Consider the following 17,795-nt stretch of genomic DNA (forward strand, 5'->3'; position numbering starts at 1 on the left):
ATAAGAAAGATAAAATGAAAATGAGGTGAAGTATTGAATTATCAAACTGAAATGAAATTAAAACGTTTCTCAAATAAACCTTTTATGACATATACTTTCTTAACGATTCAAATTATACTTTTTTTACTAATGACGCTTTTTTTGGGCGGTAGTGAAAATACGTATACACTGATTCTTTTTGGAGCGAAATTTAACCCCTTAATTGTAATGGGTGATTGGTGGCGTTTGATCACACCAATGTTTCTGCATATCGGTTGGTTGCATCTGGCGGTTAACTCGGTATGTGTGTATTATATTGGAACACATTTAGAGAAAATTATGGGGCATTGGCGTTTCGCGTTAATTTATTTATTGAGTGGTGTTGCTGGAAATGTAGCTAGTTTTGCGTTTAGTGATTCAGTATCTGCTGGTGCAAGTACATCAATATTTGGCTTATTTGCTACAACTTTAATGTTGGCAGAAACCTTTAAAGGAAATGCTTATTATCGTGAAATTGCCAAGACTTTTGGAATTCTAATTGTATTTAACTTTATTACAGGATTTCTTTCAATAGGAGATGGGAATGTAGATAATGCTGGGCATGCTGGTGGCTTGGTAGGTGGCTTTTTAATTGCAACAGCTATCTCTGTTCCTAATGCTCCTGTAGATTTAAAAACGAAACGGATTATTGCAGGAGTTGCTTATACGATAGCGCTATTATTTTTTATCGCAATCGGTTTCAAAAGAACAACAATTGGAGTATAATTATGAGGATGTGGCAATGTGAGAACGTTGTATGATGTTCAACAACTATTAAGAAGATTTGGTATTTATGTTTATGTGGGAAAACGTTTGTGGGACATCGAATTAATGCAAATCGAGTTAAAAAGTTTAAATGATGAAGGATTGATTCCCAATGAAACCTACATTGCAGCAGTTTTAGTTTTAAAACAGGAGCATCGTATTGAAGAAGGAAAAGAAAAATAAGTGATTTGGAGGAAATAGCAGTGTCTAAAAAACTGATTGGAATTGACTTAGGTGGTACAACTGTTAAATTTGCTATTCTAACGGAAGCAGGCGAAGTTCAACAAAAATGGAGTATTGAAACAGATAGTGATGATGAAGGTTCTAAGATTGTGCCGAGCATTGTTGCATCTATTAATCAACACTTGGAACGTTATAATATGACGAAAGCTGATTTTATTGGAATTGGAATGGGTTCACCAGGAACGGTTGATCGTGAAAAAGGAACTGTTATTGGAGCGTACAATTTAAATTGGAAAACACTGCAGTTTGTTAAAAAGGATATCGAAGAAGGAACGGGTATCCCATTTGCTATTGATAATGATGCCAATGTTGCCGCTTTAGGTGAACGTTGGAAAGGTGCTGGAGAAAACGGGGATGATGTAACCTTTATTACATTGGGTACAGGTGTCGGTGGAGGTATTATTGCTGAAGGTCACTTGTTACACGGTATTGTGGGGGCTGCTGGAGAAATTGGGCATATTACCGTTGATCCAGAAGGTTACGAATGTACTTGTGGGAAAAAAGGGTGTTTAGAAACCGTTGCAAGTGCCACTGGAGTAGTGCGTGTTGCCAGAGATTATGCAGATAATTTTTCTGGTGATTCTCGTCTGAAATATATGATTGATGATGGACAACAAGTAACGGCTAAAACGGTTTTCGATTTAGCTAAAGATGGGGATGTTCTTGCTATTAAAGTCATTGATAAAGTTTCTTTCTATCTAGGTTTAGCTTGTGGAAATATTGGGAATATGTTAAATCCGTCAGATATTGTTATTGGTGGTGGAGTTTCAGCGGCTGGTGAGTTTTTATTGGACCAAGTTCGTCATTATTTTGAACAATTCTCTTTTCCGCAAGTTCGTCAGAGCACACGGATTAAACTGGCTCAACTAGGAAATGATGCAGGTATCATTGGAGCTAGCTCGTTAGCTCGTCAGTTTAGTAAAAAATAATAGCTATAAAAATTAAGGCTGAGCAAAACTGCGCAGCTTTTTTTTTGAATTTTTAAAACTTAAATGCCTCTTGGATGCTAAAGATTTCATGCTATGCTATACTTTATTAATAAACAAAAACTAAATTTAGAATAATTGGGTGATGGCATGAAATGGACAAAACAAGCTCTATATGGAACTATAATTCTGGTTTTCCTCTCAATTATTGGTTTAGGTGGGTGTGGGAAAACGGTAGAAAATCATGAAGAAAAAAAAGAAGAGACCGCAATAAGTTATAAAAAGATTCCAATTGAGCTAGATAGTATCAAAAAAGTGATGGGATGGTTATCTAATGAAGAAGTTTTAGTTCATTGCGGACATGATTTTAAAGATGTTTTATATAAATTTAATGTTGTTACTGGTGAGTTAAAAATTTTATATAAACCAAATGCACTTATTTTAACTTCTGCAATCTCGCCAGATAGCAAGAAAATTTTCATCCAATTAGCTGAAGAACAAAAAAGTAAATTGCAAGTAATTGATTTAGAAGGGAAAATTTTAAAAGAAAATACTGTTGATACACAAGGGTATTTGAATGTTAGTTGGAATGGTTCAAATAATGCGGAACTGTTTTTAGCTTATTATGAAACCGAAAATGTGTTGAAAGTTTTAGACTGGAAAGTTTCGGAGAATACATTGAAAGATGTGCCTAATGATTCTTTGACTCCGGTTTGGTATTCAGATAACTTGTATGTGTATGTGGATAATTTAGGTGAGTTTTTATTGACAAAAGGTGAGTTGTATCTGGGAGATGTTCGCACGGGTAAAAAAACTTATTTACGTAATCAAGTATCAGGCTTTTATCTAAATAATGATGCATTAATTACTTTTTCGCCGTCAGACTTCAATGAGTACGAGTTGCTTTTAAGTTATCAATATCCTTTTATGGTAGATAAAGGATTTTTGGAAGTCCCTAAAATGTCAATGAATGACCGTTTATTGTTTCCCTATCTTTCTCAAGCTCAGCGAAAAGCCCCTATTTATGGAGTGTTGCCAAAAAAAGCGGTGCATCTGGAGTTAGAGATGGGAGAGTATCAATTAGCTGAATTAGACTTTGAAGAGCGTAAAATCATACCGATATTAGATTTGCCTGATAATGCCCCAATCCAGGTAAGTCCAAATGGGAAGCGCGTTTTATATGGTTGGCGGTTTGAAAATGTAGCTGATTTAAAGACGAAAAAGATTTACCCACTTTTGAATATTCCGGAAAAGACACCAAAATCGTGATTAGCTTGTTTGTTTTTTAAAAAACTCTAGCAAATTTTGTCATTCTTGTGTACAATTGTTCATTGTAGGCGATAGATGAAAGGGGCAAATGAAGTTGAGTGGAAATTTAATTGTAAATATTTTATTAGCACTAGTTTTATTAGGTATGATCGGGTATGAAGTCTATGGTTATTTTAATAGAAAACGTGCAGCTGTTGAACTATCTGAAGAGGATTTCAAAAAAGACATGCGTAAAGTTCAAGTGATTGATGTTCGTGAAAAAGCAGAATTTGATGCTGGACATATCCTTGGAGCTCGTAACATTCCGTATTCAGCATTTAAAACCCGAATGGTCGAAATTAGAAAAGATATTCCAGTTTATTTATATGACCAAAAAAAGGCAATGAGTGGCCGTGCGGCTGTTCGTTTGAAAAAAGCGGGTTATACAGAAATTTATCGTCTGAAAAATGGTTACCAAGGTTGGACAGGCAAAGTTAAAAAGAAATCATAAAAATAAAAAGCATCTAAAATTGTTAGTCGATTTTAGATGCTTTTTCTATGTTTAATGGGTAATGAACGTGTAACTATGGATTAGTCTTCATCTTTTATATCAATATCTTCTGGGATAGGTTCAGCTAAATAATCTTCTAGCTCTTTTTTTGCTTTTTCCATTTCTTTAATAAAGAGGTTAAATTGTTCTTTATAAATTAACAGTGTTTCACCATCAGATAAGGTTCGAATTTGTTTTTCTCGAATCAAGCGCTCGATATCACTGATAGGTAAGTTTAAATATTCAGCCGTTTCTTCAATTGTTAAATACATTATGGGCACACTCCTTTGTTTTATTTTACGTTATTTTTAAGAAAAAGACGAGCTATGTTAGCTAGAAAAATAAATCTTTAAAAAAATAATTGAAACAATCTTGAATATAGCTATTTTTTAGCAGAAAATAAATGGTTTCATGGTACAATAGGGATATTGAAATTAAACTTACTACGTGGAGAAAATAAATGAAAACAAAAATAATTGCCCATCGAGGAAGTAAAAGTACAAGACCTGAAAATACACTAACTGCCTTTCGCGAAGCATTACATGTTGGAAGTGATGGAATTGAATTAGATGTTCATTTAAGTTCGGATGGTGAAGTCGTAGTCATTCACGATGAGACAGTTGATCGAACAACGAATGGCACTGGTTTAGTAAGCGAGTTGACCTTGCAAGAGTTAAAGTCGTTAGATGCTGGAAGCTGGTTTGATCCTTTATATTCTAAAGTGACTATTCCGACTTTAAAGGAAGTATTGGATATGTTAGTAACTGAGGGGTTTTGTGGGCTTCTGAATATTGAATTAAAGACAGATAAAATTGTTTATCCTGAGATGAGTCGAAAAGTATATAGCTTAGTTCAAGAAACAGCACCCGCCTATGATATTGTCTACTCTAGTTTTAATTATGATACATTAATTGAGATGAAAAAAATAAATGATAAGAATCAGGTGGCCTTACTATTTAAAAAAGTTGGTCGTGCCCAGACGCGTTTAAATGGGGAGTACTCTGTGGAAGCTTGGCATGTGCCGGTGGACTGGGCTAAGGCTAGACTTATACTTGGTAAACCGCGCTTGCCACTTCGAGTTTGGACAGTGAATGAAAAATCAAGTATACAGTATTTTATTCGTAAAAAAGTAGCTGCAATTATTACAGATTATCCAGAGATAGCATTAATGATACGTAATCACTGGGATAAAGGAGAATAGAATGACTGATAAAACAAAAATTGTGATTATTGTTGGACCAACTGCGGTTGGAAAAACGAATTTAAGCATCTCGTTGGCACAGGCAATTGATGGTGAGATTATTAGTGGGGACTCTATGCAGATTTATCGCCGACTGGATATTGGAACTGCAAAAGTGACGAAAGACGAACAGGCAGGCATACCGCATCATTTAATTGACTGTGTAGATGTAACTCAAGGATATTCGGTTTCTGATTTTCAAAAAGATGCTCGAAAAGCGATTTCAGCTATCGAAGCTCGTGGAAAAGTGCCAATTATTGTAGGTGGAACAGGCTTGTATATTGAAGCACTGCTTTATGATTTGTCTTTTGGAGGAACAGTTGAAGAGACTGATCTGGCCTATCGCCATTTAAAGGAATCAGAGGCACGAGAAAAAGGGAATCTCGCTTTATGGTCCGAATTACAAATGAATGACCCTAAAGCAGCAGAAAATATCCATCCTAATAATGTGAAACGAGTGATTCGAGCTTTAGAGGTCTATCATTTGACGGGTAAACCTTTTTCTAGCTTCCAGAAAGAGCATACAATAAAGGAACCCTTCTACGATGCTAAGATTATAGGATTAACAACAGATCGTGAGGTTCTTTATCAGCGAATAAATGAACGTGTTCTAAACATGTTCGAAATGGGTTTATTGGAAGAAGCGCATTGGCTTTATCAGCAAAATATTCCTAATTCTCAGGCGGCATTAGGGATTGGCTATAAAGAGTTAACGGCTTATTTTAACGGAAAAATAAATTTGGAAGAAGCTCAAAAACAAATACAACAAAATTCTAGGCGGTATGCAAAACGGCAATTGACATGGTTTCGCAATCGTTGGGCAGTTGTTGAATGGTGGGATTTAATTAAAAATCCAAATCAAAAAGCTACCTTAATTGAAACAATCAAGACATTTCTTAGTAATCAAAAATAAAAAAGTAGGTGGTTGTATGAATACCAAAGAAGCCCGTGAACGTGTGATTATAGTCGGAGTACAAACAACAGAATCAGATCAAGCCTTCGTTTATTCGTTAAAAGAATTGGCGCAGTTAACAGAAACTGCAAAAGGTGAGGTTGTTGCTGAATTAACGCAAAAACGCCCAAGAATGGATAGTAAAACATACTTAGGTAAAGGGAAGTTACAAGAATTAGTTCGGTTAGCTGAAGAAACTGAAGCGGATGTGATTATTTTTAACCACGGGTTAACTCCTGGTCAAACGCGCAATATTCAAGCAGAAATCGATCTTAAAGTGATTGACAGAGTTCAATTGATTTTAGATATTTTTGCAATGCGGGCACAAAGTAAAGAGGGCAAGTTGCAAGTGGGATTAGCTCAATTGCACTATTTATTGCCACGTTTAGCTGGGCAAGGTAAAAATCTTTCTAAATTGGGGGGCGGAATTGGGACAAGAGGACCTGGTGAAACCAAATTGGAAACAGATCGGCGCCATATTCGGGACCAAATTACAGATATTAAACGTACCTTGAAAGAAACGGAGGCACATCGTGAAAGAAGTCGTGAACGACGAAATGATGGAACAACCTTCCAGATTGGGTTAATGGGTTATACAAATGCTGGGAAATCAACATTACTAAATCAATTAACCCATGCAGAAACGTATGAACAAAATCAACTATTTGCAACGTTAGACCCGTTGACTCGTAAATTAGTTTTACCGACAGGAATGAATGTGACTTTAACGGATACAGTTGGTTTTATTCAAGATTTACCTACACAGCTTATCGATGCCTTCCATTCCACTTTAGAGGAAACTAAAAATGTTGATTTGTTACTCCATGTTGTAGATGCAGCGGCTGAAGATATGCTCGGGCATGAAAAAACGGTTTTAGAATTATTGAAAGAACTTAAGATGGATAGAATTCCTATGTTGACGGTCTATAACAAACGAGATTTGATTACGGGTTCATTTTTACCTGATTTATTTCCAAGTGTGCTGATATCTGCCCGTAATGACGACGATATTGCTGAATTGTATCATAAGATTATGGAAATTATGAAAGAGACGCTAGTACCTTATCAATTTGAAATAGCCGCAGATCAAGGTGGGGCGCTAGTTAAGTTGAAGAAAGAAACGCTAATTATTTCAGAAGAATATAACGAAGAGAAAAATAGTTATTTTGTAAAAGGGTATGCAAAAGAGCAATCAAAATGGATTGGAGAGCGAGAATTAGAATGAGTTGGAAAAGTCCATACACAATAGAATTAAAACAAAAGATTCAAGAGGTTGAAGAAAAAATTAAACCTTTACATGATTTGGTTCATCAAATAGCCTTAGAGAATCAGAATAAGGTTTTAAGTAGTTTTAGAGAAAATCAGGTTTCTGATCAACATTTTAATCCGACAACCGGTTATGGGTATGATGATTTTGGCCGAGATACATTAGAAAAAGTCTATGCGGATGTATTTAAAGCGGAAGCGGGATTAGTGCGACCACAGATCATTTCTGGGACACATGCTATTTCTACAGCATTATTTGGTGTATTGCGTCCAGGAGATGACTTGTTATATATAACTGGGGCACCTTATGATACGCTTTTAGAGATTGTTGGGGAAACGGGAAATGGAATTGGTTCTTTAAAAGAGTACCAAATTGGGTACCAACATGTCGATCTATTAGTAGATGGTGAAGTCGATTTTGATGCTGTGAAAAATTGTATTACCCCGAAAACAAAAATGATTGCGATTCAACGTTCAAGAGGCTATGCAAGTCGTCCTTCCTTTACGATTGAAAAAATTGAAGCAATGATTCAGACTGTACGTCAATGGGCTCCAGAAGCTGTTATTTTTGTCGATAACTGCTATGGAGAGTTTGTTGAAGAAAGAGAGCCAATCGAAGTTGGGGCTGATCTAATAGCAGGTTCTCTAATTAAGAATCCAGGTGGCGGTTTAGCTAAAATTGGAGGCTATATTGTTGGGCGTGAAGATTTAATCGAAGCTTGTGGCTATCGTCTGACTTCACCAGGGATTGGTCGAGAAGCAGGAGCCTCTCTGTATAGTCTTCAGGAAATGTACCAAGGATTCTTTTTAGCGCCTCATGTAGTTGGTGAAGCTGTTAAGGGAGCTATCTATACGGCCGCTTTGTTAGCTGAATGCCAGATTGAAAGTACCCCTAAATGGGACGATCCAAGAACGGATCTCATTCAAATGATTTCATTAAATGATCCTGAGAAAATGGTTCGTTTTGCACAAACAATTCAAAAATATTCACCTATAAATGCTCATGTAATGCCAATTGGGGCTTATATGCCCGGGTATGAAGATGATGTTATTATGGCTGCTGGAACTTTTATTCAAGGCGCAAGCTTAGAATTGACTGCAGATGGCCCTATTCGTTCGCCTTATACACTCTATGTTCAAGGTGGTTTAACTTATGAACATGTTAAGTTAGCTGTTACGGCAGCTGTTTCAGAGTTGTTTTTTTAGCAATAAAAAGGAATAATAGACTTAGAGTTTGAATTCAGCCAGAGTTTTTGGCGAATTCACTCTAGGTCTATTTTATTTAGTTGGAATTAGTAATCAATAAAAAATAGAGTGGTCTATATGTAATTTTTTTATTTAATCCAAACTAAAAATCCGTATATATAATGGATCATTCGTTAAACGGTGTTAGATAATCTGACATTTGGTCTTTTTTTTGTTGACAAGTGAATTAAACACTGGTATTCTAATAAAGTAATTGAAAGGAGGGCAAAAATGAAAGAGAAAGAACTTCGTAGATCAATGTCGGTTTTTCCAATTGGTACAGTTATGAAATTAACAGATTTAACAGCAAGGCAAATTCGGTATTATGAAGAACAGGATCTAATTCACCCCGAGCGCAATGAAGGGAACAGAAGGATGTATTCTCTAAATGACATTGATGTTCTCTTAGAGATTAAAGATTACTTATCTGATGGAATCAATATGGCAGGGATTAAAAGAATTTATGAATTAAAACAACAAGAAAAAGAAAAGAAACGAATTGAGCAAAAAAGAGTAATGACAGATGACGATGTTCGTCGAATTTTACATGCTGAATTTTTATCTGTCAGTGGTCTTAATGCAAATGGTCCACATCAGTCTGTTGATCCTAAGCGAATGATTTAGGATTTAATTATATAGAGCCATTTTAACTTTTTATGGTTAAAAAAAGTAAAAAATTACTAACCTATAACGGGGGGAAAAGGAAATGCCAGAATTTACAAAAGAAGAAATTAAACGTATTGCTAAAGAAGAAGATGTTCGTTTTTTACGATTAATGTTTACTGATATTATGGGAATCATCAAAAATGTTGAGGTTCCGATTAGTCAATTAGAAAAAGTATTGAGCAATAAAATGATGTTTGACGGTTCTTCGATCGAAGGTTTTGTTCGGATTGAAGAAAGTGATATGTATTTACGTCCAGATTTAGATTCTTGGTTGATTTTTCCTTGGGGAACTGGAAAAGGAAAAATTGCTCGTTTAATTTGTGATATTTATAATCCTGGCGGAACTCCTTTTGCTGGTGATCCACGAAATAACTTAAAACGTGTCCTTAAAGAAATGGAAGAATTTGGTTTTACTGAATTTAACTTAGGGCCTGAGCCTGAGTTTTTCTTATTCAAACTAGATGAAAATGGGGAACCTACTCTTGAGTTAAATGATAAAGGTGGCTACTTTGATTTTGCGCCTACTGACTTAGGTGAAAATTGTCGTCGTGAAATTGTTTTACAATTAGAAGAAATGGGATTTGAAATTGAAGCTAGCCATCATGAAGTAGCTCCAGGACAACACGAGATTGATTGGAAATATGCCAATGCGATTGATGCGTGTGATTATATTCAAACCTTCAAGTTAGTTGTGAAAACAGTTGCTCGTCAGCATGGTCTTCATGCTACGTTTATGCCAAAACCGTTATTTGGAGTAAATGGATCTGGTATGCATTTTAATATGTCTTTATTCAATAAAGATGGCAATGCTTTCTATGATGAAGAGGGAGAAATGCAATTAAGTGAAACTGCTCGTCAATTTATGGCTGGAATTTTAAAACACGCCAGAGCCTATACAGCAATTTGTAACCCGACAGTCAATTCTTATAAGCGTTTGGTTCCTGGTTATGAAGCGCCCGTTTATGTTGCTTGGAGTGGACGTAATCGTTCTCCATTAGTCCGTGTTCCTGAATCTCGTGGGCTATCAACACGAATCGAACTTAGAAGCGTAGATCCAACTGCTAATCCGTACTTGGCAATGGCAGTCCTTTTAAAATCTGGACTAGATGGTATTAAAAATCAAATGAAAGTTCCGGATCCAGTCGATCGTAATATTTATGTGATGACTGAAGAAGAGCGCCATGAACGAGGTATTAATGATTTACCTTCAACCTTACACAATGCAATTAAGTATTTACGTCAAGATGAAGTTGTAAAAGAAGCTTTGGGTTCTCATATTTACAATAACTTTGTTGAAGCAAAACGAATTGAGTGGGCGGCGTTCCGTCAACAAGTTTCTGAATGGGAACGTGAGCAATACATGGAACTTTATTAAAACAACAAGAAGGAATCCTTTGATTAGGGTTTCTTTTTTTTGTCTATCAGTTAATAAATTGAAAAGAGTTTTTTTATTATATGAATTATTTTTTAATAAATAGTAAAACAAAAATAGTTAAGTACAACTGAATAGTATGACGCTTTTATAGAAGGAGTTTTTTCGGTTTTTTTGAAAAATTAATATTTGATGAGGAAATACTGCTGTAATTGTCAGATAATTAATGCTATAATAAATTTTAATTACCATTCGTGCTAAAAATAGTGAGAAGTAATTAGTGTTGGACTTAAAGGAAAAGGAGTGAATTGATGGGAAATATCGGGGGGAAAATCAAAGCGTTACGTATTCAAAAAGAAATGCGACAAAAAGAGTTTGCTAAAGGAATTTGTTCAAATGTAACATTAAGTAATATTGAAAATAATAAACAAAATCCATCAATGGAAATTCTAATAAAAATTTGTGATAAATTAGAAATTGCTTTACAAGATTTATATGGTGAACCTATTGATACAGAAGAAGTTAAGAATTTAACGGCTAATTTCGATCAATTGCAATGGCTATGTGGCAATCATAGACATCGGGAGGCATACATTTTGCTGATGGAGGAGATTGCAGAAGAACAGTTGATTACTATTTGTTTCCAAAAAAAATATTACTATTTTTTAGGTTTAACTCAAGTTATTCATTTGGAGAAACCTGATGAAGCGATATTTAATTTTAGTCGTACATTAAATACTGAGAATGAAGCTAAAACGGAAACAATTGAAGATGTACTAGCATTAAATGGGTTGGGTATTGCTTATACTTTTAAAGGGGAAATGGATAAAGCTGAATTTTACTTTATGAAATCATTGGAGCATATGAAAAAATTTGAGACAGAGGTTTTATCTGAGCAAAAAGAGATGGGGAAAATTGCTTTTAATACAGCTAAACATTACTCAGATAAAAAGGAGTATAAAAAAGCTGTTGATTTGTGTTTAGAGGCATTATCGATTTTAATTAATTTAGATTCGCGTTACCATTTGAGTGCCTTGTATTTTTTGTTAGGATATAATTTATTTGAGCTTGGTGATAGGGTAAATAGTTCAAAAAATTATTTTATTGCCAAGGCTTTAGCGTATGTGGACAATAATCAACACGTACTTGATGCAGTGGATGAAGAATTGGAAAAGCACAAAATCGTTTTCGATGCACTTATATAGTTGATAGCGTTAGGGTGGTTAAGTAAGAGGGTTTTAGTGGGCTGTAGCTGACTAAAACCCTTTTTTATTTGTTAAAGGGGAGAGCCTTACATAGAAAATGATTTGAATCCATCTAATGATTTTTATAAATGAATTGAAAAGTACTGAATAATAGAGTATCTTAAAGAAGCATATATAGATAAATACGAATAAAGTTTGAGGTGGAATTCTATGGCATTAATTAAAAATACCGACAAAAATATCCAACTATCGCTGAAGTTGCTAAATAATAAATTCTTAGAAATAAAAGAAAGTAGTCATGAGTCGTGGATTCCTTTTGCGTTAAAGTTAGATGTAGCCGGAGATTGTTATGAGTATGAAGCTAAAAGAGGAGCTGTCTTTACTTTATATGAAATTAATCGTTTGATTGGGGAGCTTGAGAAAAATTTAGGTACCAAAGAAGCTGTCAATACATTTGAAGAAATTGAATTTTATTCTTCTCAAGCTTATTTTGGGATGATTTTTATCGATCCTTTGGAAGCTGATTTAGTGGAAGTTGAATTTTGGTTTAATATGGATGTACTTTCTCAATCAGAGACTAAAGGATATGATCAAGGATATCGGTTTGCAGTTGAGGTTACTGATCTGAAGAGCTTTATCGCTGAAATAAAGCACGAATTAAAAGAGATTCTAATTAAGGAAGGCTAAAGTGGTATGCTGAGAATAGCCTCTATCTAGTAATGATAGGGGCTGCGTGTTTTATTTGTTTGTCGACATTTTAAAGGTTTGGATTTGTGAAGTATGAATTTGATAATGGACACTGGCGTAAAAAATTTCTACAAATGGTGTATCAAAAAGAAAATCAGGATGTTGTTTTAACCATAAATCTGGATGTATTCCATCAATGCGTGCATTAGGATCTAAGTTAAGACATGTCCATTCGCCAATTAGGTTAGCGTAAAGGTAGTACATAGTATCAGCTCTCTTTTAAGTAAATTCGTTAATAATAAGATAATACCATAGGATAGTTTAAAAGACTATGTCTAATAATTATGCAAAACGAGAAAAAATAAGGAATTTTAACAGTTGGTAGTATGTCTAATTTTCAATAGATTTACCGGATTGGCTGGTTTTTTCTGCATTGTGTAGCTTTTAGGCTATTTGTTTAAATGAAGTTTTCGGTGAATGATTATGAGAAGTAGATTAATTTAGTAAATAGTATTGACTTTTTATTCAATTTTGTCTATAATAAATCTTGTCGTTATAACTAGTCTCAATAGCTCAGCTGGATAGAGCATCCGCCTTCTAAGCGGACGGTCGGGAGTTCGAATCTCTCTTGAGACGTAATCTTAAAAATGCATAAATATCGAATTTGCTTCCAATTCCTTTTATAACAAGGAGTTGGGAGTTTTTTTGTTGTACTTAAGCTAGTATTAAAACAGGTGCAATGCAAAATGTTATGAGTTGTACCTATTTTCTATACATGACCATAAAAAGTTAAAAGTAAAATATGAGACTGAATAAAAAAATATTATTTATACAGCTCTTGCATAATCTGCTCCATTTCATTATGAACTAGTTCTTTCAATGCCTGAGAGTAGCTCCCTTGGATATTGTAGTGCTATCTGAGTATTCAAGGCGGGGTTTGTTAGAAATAGCAAGACTTAGGCGTTAGCAAGTCTTAAAGCATCAAAAGTGATAGCCCAATCAGTAGTTCATACCGAATATTTTTCCTGTTTTCTTATTTAGGCGAAGAAGGAGACAAATTAGAATAGAAAAAAGCTTCTTGTGCAGCAGCTTGCTTATAAAATTTAGCTTAGTTTTTATTATAGCAAGGTTCATTGTGTGGGTTTGGTGAAAATTGATAATTTAGTTTGCCTGAGTTAAAAGTCATCCCTCTATTTTTTTAGGTTTATTTTTTAGTTATCTAAATTAGTGTGATTTGACGTAGTTTGGAAAAAATTGTATAATTTAAATGAAGTAATGTTAAATGGACGATTATATTAAATTGAGGTGCTTTTTGTGAGTGGAGTCGTATCTAAATAGGCTGAATTAAATAAGCTAAATAGACTAAAAAATTCTGAGGAAGAATTGGTTTATTTAGGTTACCTATGAAGATACCTGTCTTACTTTATGTAAAAGCCACTTTCTAATCAGCAAATTTGTTTGATTAATATAGAGTGAATTACTAAAGCTGTGGGTTTCCACGGCTTTTTTTGTTGCATAAACGTTCAATAAAATAAAGTGATTGTCCATTAACTAACTATGGGTATCTTCGTGATTTCTAAAAACGAGGAGAAGAGAAGATGAATTTAACAACAATTGAAAAAATTCAATTTAACCAAGTGAAAGAACAAATAGAACGACATTGTGTCAGTTCATTAGGAAAGAAACGCTTTAAAAAATTACAGCTTAATGCTAAACCAGTGGTTGTTACAACTAGGTATAACGAAACTGAAGAAGCGCGGGCGTTATTAGATGCTAAGTTGACGATGCCATTTATGGGACTATCAAGCATTGATGTTTTTATGGAGCAGTTAGAAAAGGGTTTGCTCTTAGAGGCTAGTAGTCTAATTGACGTAGCTGATTTCTTACGCAGTGGTCGCATGATTCGACGCTTCATGGAAAAACATGAATCATTAGCCCCGACATTAACAATGTACGCAAGATCTATCACTGAGTTCACTGAAATTGAAGATGAAATCTATTTTTCGATTAAAAATGGGCAAGTAGCTGATGAAGCTAGTAAAGAGTTAAGACGCATTCGGAGGTTAATTGCTGAGAAGGAAAGTAAAATAGAGGAGCGTTTAAGTAAATTTCTTAAAAATAAAGACAACCAAAAACAAATTCAAGAATTTTTTGTAAGCAAGAAAAATGAACGATTTACAATTCCAATAAAGGCTGCTTATAAAAATCAAGTTGCTGGCACAATTATTGAAACTTCTTCGAAAGGTACAACTGTCTTTATTGAGCCAACTGCAGTTACCAAATTAAATGATGAATTGGCAATGCTAAAGGTTGAAGAAAGTACGGAAATTTATCAAATACTTGCAACACTATCTGGTTTAATTTTGGAAAATTTAGTTCCTATTCAATTAAATTTAGAGACCATCGCAGAATATGATATGATTTTTGCTCGTGGGAAATATAGTCGGCTAATTCAAGGTGTGACACCTAAATTAAATCAAAGAGGTTACATTCATTTAGTGAATGCGGTACACCCTTTAATAGAAGCAAACGCTGTGCCGTTAAATTTTACAGTTGGTGAAGACTATCGTGGATTAATTATTACCGGGCCCAATGCAGGAGGTAAAACGGTTGTGTTAAAGACCGTTGGTTTGTTAGCTTTAATGACTTTGTTAGGTATTCAATTACCAGCTGATGAAGGAACAGAGATGGGTTTATTTGAAGGTATATTTGTTGATATTGGAGATAGTCAAAGTTTAGAAAATGCTTTAAGTACCTTTTCTTCACATATTCAAAATATAGCCGATATTATGCAAGTAGCACCCCGAAATAGTTTAGTTCTATTTGATGAAATCGGTAGTGGTACTGAACCCAATGAAGGGGCAGCTTTAGCGATAGCTATATTAGAGGAGTTTTATCAGCGCGGAAATATCGTCGTGGCAACCACTCATTATGGCGAAATTAAGCGTTACTCAGAAATACATCCAGATTTTATTAATGCTGCAATGGCATTCGATCAAGCGACCTTAACACCATTGTATCAATTATTAATGGGGGAATCAGGTGAAAGTAATGCCTTGTGGATTGCTAAAAAAATGAATTTAAAAGAGCATGTCATTCAACAAGCACAACGATATATGGAGGATAAAGATTACTCTTTAACAAAAGCTTCAATTCCAAAAAATAAAACGATGATCGATAGTCAAACAGAGAGAGCAGAAAGTGTCTCATTATTAAAAAAAGGCGATCGTGTCTTGCTTTTAGACTATAATGAGAATGGTTTAGTTTTTGAAGATAATCCATTGCGGGAAACGGTGACTGTTTTTTATAGAAATGACTATCATGAAGTAGTTCCTAAGCGGTTGAAATTAGAAGTTTTAGCTACTGATTTGTATCCGCCTGATTATGATTTATCTACCTTATTTACGAGCTATACAGAGCGTAAGCTAGATCATGACATCAATAGGGGATCTAAAAAAGCGTTGAAAAAAATTCATCGTGAGATAAAACAACAGGATAGGTAAGATTCGGTAAATTTTATACTAAAAAATAGAAAAAAGTGAGGCTAAAGAATTTTCTCTTTAGTCTCACTTTTTTTATTAAGCTTAAAAATAAGCTACTTTTAAACTGTATATAACCGACCATCTTCAATTCGTAAGACACGGTCAACTAGATCTAAGACACGTTCATCATGAGTAACCATGACAGCAGCTTTATTCTTTTTATGGACTTCAGCAGCAATCATTTTTACAACTTGATAGCCTCGCTCAGAATCAAGGCTCGCTGTTGGTTCGTCTGCTAAAATAATATCAGGTTCATTCATTAATGCTCGAGCAATCGCAACTCGTTGTCGCTCCCCACCTGATAATTTTTCAGGATATTGGGTTAAGCGATGAGACAATCCCAAATCTTCCAATAAGTCCAATGCTTTTTGGCGATTCTGTTTTTTTGTACCATTTAGTTCTGGAATCAATAAGAGTTGATCTAGGACATTTAAATAAGGAATTAAATTGCCACTCTGGAAAATAAAGCCAATTTTTTCTAAGCGCAATTGTGTCCATTTTTTTTGAGATAAAGAGTTTAGGCTCGTTCCACCAATCTGGATATTTCCAGAAGAAGGGGAAAGTAAGGCGCCAGCAATTGATAGGAATGTACTTTTACCAGCACCACTTGGTCCAACTATCGCAACGAATTCTCCTTCTGCCACGCTTAAGGAAAGATTTTTAAGGACTTCGATTTGTTCAGAGCCGTCTTGATAATATTTTGATACATCTTCTAAAATAAGTTTAGCTGTCATTAGTTTGTTCCTCCAATCGCTTCAATAGCATCGACTTTTGCCACTTTATAGAGAGATAATAAGGCACCAATTAAAGCGACTGCTAGGAAAAGAATCGAAGAAAGAAGGGCAGTCGTGCCAGTTAATTTAAAAGGCATGCTAGCAGGTAAGATTGCTGCTGTACCATAAGTTAGTCCATTCCCAATTAAAAGACTGAAAATAGAAATCAGGGTAATTTGCATAAATAAACTTCTACCTAAATAGCTTGTTTTTGCTCCAATTGCTTTTAACATACCAAATTGGTCCATTTTTTGAAGAGTAATTACATAAAAGAAAACAGTTAAAACAAAGGCTGCAATAATGTATAAAAAGGCAATCATCATGGTTAAAGAACCTTGTTCTTCCGAATATCCTGGAATATTTTGAACAATATCATTTTGTGGGACGACATCTAGACCTTTAAAGGATAAAGTTTCTGCTTTACTTTTAGAAATATCTAAGGCAATTGCATTATACGTAATCGCATCAGTTTTTTGCGGCTGTTTAATTGATTTCCATTGTTCAGGAGATAAGAAAACTACACCTGTATGGCTATAGGTTTGATTTTTAGTGAAGCCACTGATAGTAAAAACAGTTTCACTCACGGTATCTTTAATTGAGTCACCGATTTTATACCCATTTCGTTGCAATTTTTCATCAACAATAACTTTTTTAGGATCTGTTTTTTGAAATTTTCCAGAACTTAGTTGAGGTTCTTGGAAACTACTTGGTTCTAAAAGGAAATAAGAAATATCTGTTTTTTCTTCTCCTTTTGAGTTACTAATCGTACTCATTTGGATGCTGAGTGGAGTTGCATCAGCCTTTAATTTTTGCTGAATCATTTGCCATTCATCAGATGTAACTGTCGAACGAGCAAATCGATTATCAGCACCTTTTTCCAAAACATAATAGGAAGCTGGACTCTCTTTAATTGCCGAAGCATTATCACTAGCCAAACCATTTGCCAGACCTGTTACGAATAGTACAAGCCAAATAATGAGAATCATAATGAAACCGATTAAGGCATAGCGTACTTTTGTGTGTTTTATTTCTCGCCAAGCTAAAAACATTGTGTTCACACTCCATTTCTTTGATAGCACTATCTTATAATGGAAGTA

The 17,795-nt window shown here is 34.7% G+C and carries 18 protein-coding genes and 1 tRNA gene; 15 read left to right on the plus strand and 4 right to left on the minus strand.

Annotation, left to right across the window (positions count from 1 at the left end; genetic code table 11):
* Positions 1 to 33 precede the first annotated feature (33 nt).
* The 5 genes from MHI00_RS06905 to MHI00_RS06925 all read left to right on the plus strand — a co-directional run bounded on the left by MHI00_RS06905 (position 34) and on the right by MHI00_RS06925 (position 3,711).
* A complete protein-coding gene (locus MHI00_RS06905; protein ID WP_341112242.1) occupies positions 34 to 744 on the plus strand; it encodes a rhomboid family intramembrane serine protease in 711 nt (236 codons plus the stop codon).
* Positions 745 to 762: 18 nt separating this feature from the next.
* The gene (locus MHI00_RS06910; protein WP_015076657.1) at positions 763 to 966 is read left to right on the plus strand and encodes a YqgQ family protein; all 204 of its coding nucleotides are present in this window, start codon (positions 763 to 765) and stop codon (positions 964 to 966) included.
* A gap of 20 nt (positions 967 to 986) precedes the next feature.
* Positions 987 to 1,955 carry an ROK family glucokinase gene (locus tag MHI00_RS06915; RefSeq protein WP_010053322.1) on the plus strand — a complete coding sequence of 323 codons (969 nt, stop codon included), beginning with the start codon at positions 987 to 989 and terminating at the stop codon, positions 1,953 to 1,955.
* Positions 1,956 to 2,102: 147 nt separating this feature from the next.
* Entirely contained in the window at positions 2,103 to 3,221 is a 1,119-nt protein-coding gene (locus MHI00_RS06920; protein ID WP_015076654.1) for a YqgU-like beta propeller domain-containing protein, read from the plus strand.
* An 88-nt stretch (positions 3,222 to 3,309) separates the two neighbouring features.
* On the plus strand, positions 3,310 to 3,711 hold the full coding sequence (locus tag MHI00_RS06925; protein ID WP_029451663.1) for a rhodanese-like domain-containing protein: 402 nt from the start codon (positions 3,310 to 3,312) through the stop codon (positions 3,709 to 3,711).
* A gap of 80 nt (positions 3,712 to 3,791) precedes the next feature.
* On the opposite strand, the gene MHI00_RS06930 is transcribed toward MHI00_RS06925, so the two are convergent.
* Positions 3,792 to 4,022, minus strand: a complete 231-nt coding sequence (locus MHI00_RS06930) for an excisionase family DNA-binding protein (RefSeq protein ID WP_015076653.1) — start codon at positions 4,020 to 4,022, stop codon at positions 3,792 to 3,794.
* 188 nt (positions 4,023 to 4,210) lie between these two features.
* Here MHI00_RS06930 and MHI00_RS06935 point away from each other — a divergent pair, with 188 nt between their 5' ends.
* From MHI00_RS06935 to MHI00_RS06970, 8 genes are all read left to right on the plus strand, one after another.
* Entirely contained in the window at positions 4,211 to 4,951 is a 741-nt protein-coding gene (locus MHI00_RS06935; protein ID WP_056999508.1) for a glycerophosphodiester phosphodiesterase, read from the plus strand.
* A 1-nt stretch (position 4,952) separates the two neighbouring features.
* Positions 4,953 to 5,903: a tRNA (adenosine(37)-N6)-dimethylallyltransferase MiaA gene (gene miaA, locus MHI00_RS06940; RefSeq protein WP_056999507.1), complete on the plus strand. Its 951-nt coding sequence runs from the start codon at positions 4,953 to 4,955 to the stop codon at positions 5,901 to 5,903.
* 16 nt (positions 5,904 to 5,919) lie between these two features.
* Positions 5,920 to 7,167 carry a GTPase HflX gene (gene hflX / locus MHI00_RS06945; RefSeq protein ID WP_056999506.1) on the plus strand — a complete coding sequence of 416 codons (1,248 nt, stop codon included), beginning with the start codon at positions 5,920 to 5,922 and terminating at the stop codon, positions 7,165 to 7,167.
* On the plus strand, positions 7,164 to 8,414 hold the full coding sequence (locus tag MHI00_RS06950; RefSeq protein WP_341112252.1) for a methionine gamma-lyase family protein: 1,251 nt from the start codon (positions 7,164 to 7,166) through the stop codon (positions 8,412 to 8,414). Before hflX ends, MHI00_RS06950 begins: the two co-directional genes overlap by 4 nt.
* 270 nt (positions 8,415 to 8,684) lie before the next feature.
* Complete coding sequence (locus MHI00_RS06955) at positions 8,685 to 9,077, plus strand: MerR family transcriptional regulator (protein ID WP_010053334.1); 393 nt, start codon at positions 8,685 to 8,687, stop codon at positions 9,075 to 9,077.
* A gap of 82 nt (positions 9,078 to 9,159) precedes the next feature.
* Positions 9,160 to 10,494 (plus strand): type I glutamate--ammonia ligase, encoded by a 1,335-nt coding sequence (gene glnA, locus MHI00_RS06960; protein ID WP_010053336.1) that lies wholly within the window; start codon positions 9,160 to 9,162, stop codon positions 10,492 to 10,494.
* Between the two features lie 308 nt (positions 10,495 to 10,802).
* Positions 10,803 to 11,696, plus strand: a complete 894-nt coding sequence (locus MHI00_RS06965) for a helix-turn-helix transcriptional regulator (protein ID WP_341112255.1) — start codon at positions 10,803 to 10,805, stop codon at positions 11,694 to 11,696.
* Positions 11,697 to 11,906: 210 nt separating this feature from the next.
* Positions 11,907 to 12,383 (plus strand): WapI family immunity protein, encoded by a 477-nt coding sequence (locus MHI00_RS06970; protein WP_010053338.1) that lies wholly within the window; start codon positions 11,907 to 11,909, stop codon positions 12,381 to 12,383.
* A gap of 51 nt (positions 12,384 to 12,434) precedes the next feature.
* Here MHI00_RS06970 and MHI00_RS06975 read toward each other — a convergent pair whose 3' ends face one another.
* The gene (locus MHI00_RS06975; RefSeq protein WP_315528033.1) at positions 12,435 to 12,647 is read right to left on the minus strand and encodes a hypothetical protein; all 213 of its coding nucleotides are present in this window, start codon (positions 12,645 to 12,647) and stop codon (positions 12,435 to 12,437) included.
* Between the two features lie 298 nt (positions 12,648 to 12,945).
* Between MHI00_RS06975 and MHI00_RS06980 the strand changes: the two genes are divergently transcribed.
* Positions 12,946 to 13,019, plus strand: a tRNA-Arg gene (locus tag MHI00_RS06980).
* 962 nt (positions 13,020 to 13,981) lie between these two features.
* Complete coding sequence (locus MHI00_RS06985) at positions 13,982 to 15,886, plus strand: endonuclease MutS2 (protein ID WP_229251356.1); 1,905 nt, start codon at positions 13,982 to 13,984, stop codon at positions 15,884 to 15,886.
* A 98-nt stretch (positions 15,887 to 15,984) separates the two neighbouring features.
* Here the strand turns inward: MHI00_RS06985 and MHI00_RS06990 are convergent, their stop codons facing one another.
* Together MHI00_RS06990 and MHI00_RS06995 are read right to left on the minus strand one after the other, a co-directional pair.
* Complete coding sequence (locus MHI00_RS06990; RefSeq protein ID WP_010053342.1) at positions 15,985 to 16,659, minus strand: ABC transporter ATP-binding protein; 675 nt, start codon at positions 16,657 to 16,659, stop codon at positions 15,985 to 15,987.
* A complete protein-coding gene (locus MHI00_RS06995; protein WP_010053343.1) occupies positions 16,659 to 17,747 on the minus strand; it encodes an ABC transporter permease in 1,089 nt (362 codons plus the stop codon). The genes MHI00_RS06990 and MHI00_RS06995 overlap by 1 nt, the downstream gene beginning before the upstream one ends.
* Between the last annotated feature and the right edge of the window lie 48 nt (positions 17,748 to 17,795).

The sequence above is a fragment of the Carnobacterium sp. FSL E2-0243 genome, from assembly GCF_038003605.1.
In the GTDB taxonomy this organism is placed as follows: Bacteria; Bacillota; Bacilli; order Lactobacillales; family Carnobacteriaceae; genus Carnobacterium; species Carnobacterium maltaromaticum.